We start from the raw sequence: 358 nt of genomic DNA, 5'->3' as shown, positions 1-358 counted from the left end.
AGTCCCTACGGTTCTTATTTGTTTATAACTGAAATGCTAACTTATACTTTCTAAACCCTTCTTTGTTGATATTGATCGCTGCGTTATGATCTCTATCCAAATGTAACTCACAACTTGGACAATGATAGACTCTCTCAGATAACTTCAAATCTGTTTTGATGTCCCCACAACAGCTACATGTCTTTGACGATGGATACCACTCGTCCATCACCATCAAAGTCTTACCTTGTATTTCTAACTTGTACTTCAAGAATGATATAAACCTAGTCCAACCAAACCGTGATATTTGCTTAGCGTAATATGGACTTGTTTGAGACATATCTTTAAGATTCAATCCTTCGACACTCACCAAATCATA

1 protein-coding gene is annotated in these 358 nt (G+C 36.3%); it reads right to left on the bottom strand.

All coding sequences use genetic code 11. From position 1 onward, the window contains the following. Positions 1–22: 22 nt before the first annotated feature. Positions 23–358, bottom strand: a 336-nt coding sequence (locus N7548_RS08850; protein ID WP_263609111.1) for an RNA-guided endonuclease InsQ/TnpB family protein, incomplete at its 5' end; no start/stop codon positions are given.

This window comes from Paracholeplasma manati (assembly GCF_025742995.1).
GTDB lineage: Bacteria > Bacillota_I > Bacilli_A > Acholeplasmatales > UBA5453 > Paracholeplasma > Paracholeplasma manati.
The sequence above is the reverse complement of the archived record's forward strand: the minus strand, read 5'-3'. Positions and strand labels throughout refer to the sequence as shown.